This is a genomic window from Pseudoroseomonas cervicalis ATCC 49957 (assembly GCF_000164635.1).
Classification (GTDB): domain Bacteria; phylum Pseudomonadota; class Alphaproteobacteria; order Acetobacterales; family Acetobacteraceae; genus Pseudoroseomonas; species Pseudoroseomonas cervicalis.
In genome coordinates, this window is sequence record NZ_GG770777.1 from 531,661 (window position 1) to 533,053 (window position 1,393).

General features: G+C 73.0%; 2 protein-coding genes and 1 pseudogene. 1 reads left to right on the forward strand and 2 read right to left on the reverse strand.

Translation table 11 applies throughout. From position 1 onward, the window contains the following. Positions 1-39: 39 nt before the first annotated feature. Together HMPREF0731_RS02275 and HMPREF0731_RS23995 are read right to left on the reverse strand one after the other, a co-directional pair. Entirely contained in the window at positions 40-363 is a 324-nt protein-coding gene (locus HMPREF0731_RS02275) for an STAS domain-containing protein (RefSeq protein ID WP_007002384.1), read from the reverse strand. Positions 364-456: 93 nt separating this feature from the next. Then, positions 457-870, reverse strand: coding sequence for an ATP-binding protein (locus HMPREF0731_RS23995; RefSeq protein WP_007002385.1), 414 nt, complete (start codon positions 868-870; stop codon positions 457-459). A 204-nt stretch (positions 871-1,074) separates the two neighbouring features. On the opposite strand from HMPREF0731_RS23995, the pseudogene HMPREF0731_RS24870 reads away from it, so the two are divergent. After that, positions 1,075-1,393, forward strand: a pseudogene (locus HMPREF0731_RS24870) (hypothetical protein); the annotation flags it as partial.

Consider the following 1,393-nt stretch of genomic DNA (forward strand, 5'->3'; position numbering starts at 1 on the left):
CCGGCGGCTGGCGACCGCCCGGTCCTGCGCCGGGCGGGGTCAGGCGGCCAGCGCCTCGGCGCGGGTGGCGTAGGCGGGGATGATCTTGTCGAAGCCCGAGATCTCGAACACCTCGCGCACCGCCGGCTGCAGCCCGCAGACGCTGAAGCCCTTGCCGGCGGTCTTGGCCTGCTTGGCGGCCTTCAGCAGCACGCGCAGCCCGGCGGAGGAGACGTAGCGCACCCCCTCCAGATCGGCGACCACGCCGCCTTCCTCCAGCAGCGCGAGCAGCTTGGCCTCCGCCGCCGCGGCGGTGGCGGTGTCGAGCCGCCCTTCGAAGGCAGCGACCGTCACGGCCCCGGACTTGATCTCGGCGATCTGCATACTCGTCACGCTCCTTTGTGCGTCCAGTCCCGCGCCACGGGGTCTGCCCGGCGGCGCGTCATTCCTCTAATCCCGCCTAAGGTGCCGCCGCGATCACGCCGCGTCCAGCACCGCCATCAGGTGGTTGCGGCCATCGGCGCGGCGATAGTCGAGCGAGCGCACCATGTTCCGCACGAAATGGATGCCGAGCCCGCCGATCTCGCGCTCCTCGATGCCGGCCTCGGTGTCGGGCGCGGCCTCGGCCAGCGGGTCGAAGGCGGGGCCGTCATCGGTGATGCCGAGATGCAGCGCGCCGTCGCGCAGGTGCAGCGCCACCTCGACGAAGCTCGCTCCCTTGCCATGCATGGCGACATTGGCCACCAGCTCCTCCGCCACCAGGGCGACGCGATGCGCGGCGCCGGGCGCCAGCTCGGCCGCCTCGGCAAAGGCCTCCAGCCGGTCGAGCAGCTCGGGAACCGCCGCGGCCTCGGGCCGCAGGCGAAGCGCCAGTTCCGTGCTCTGCGCCATGCGCGGCGATATCCCTCTTCCGACTCGCACCAGGGTAACGAAGCGCCGCGCTCTTGTCAGGCGGTCCCCGGCGCTTGACGCGCGCTCCCCTGCCTGCGATCCATGCGCGCCCTGGGCGGGGCCGATTTTCTGCCGGAAAATCAGTCGCTTCGTGGCAGTTTCGTGACAGGGCTCGAACGGCGCCGCAGGGCGCGGAGGCAGGCGATGCAACGCAGGCTGCTGCTCGGCGGGGTGGTGATGCTGGTGCTCCTGGCGATGGCCGGGCTCGGCCTCTTCGCGCTGCACCGCAACCAGGCCGAGGCGCGCGACGCCATGGCCCGGCTGGAGGCGCTGCATGGCGCGCTCGATCTCGGCCGGGGGGCGGAGACGGCGTTCCGCCTGCAGGTGCAGGAGTGGAAGAACATCCTGCTGCGCAGCCACGAGCCGGAGGCAAGGCCGGGGCTGCGCCGCGCCTATGACGCGGCGGCGGCCGAATCCGCCGCGCTGCTCGGCCGGCTGGAGGCGGCGGCGCCCGCCCTGCGGG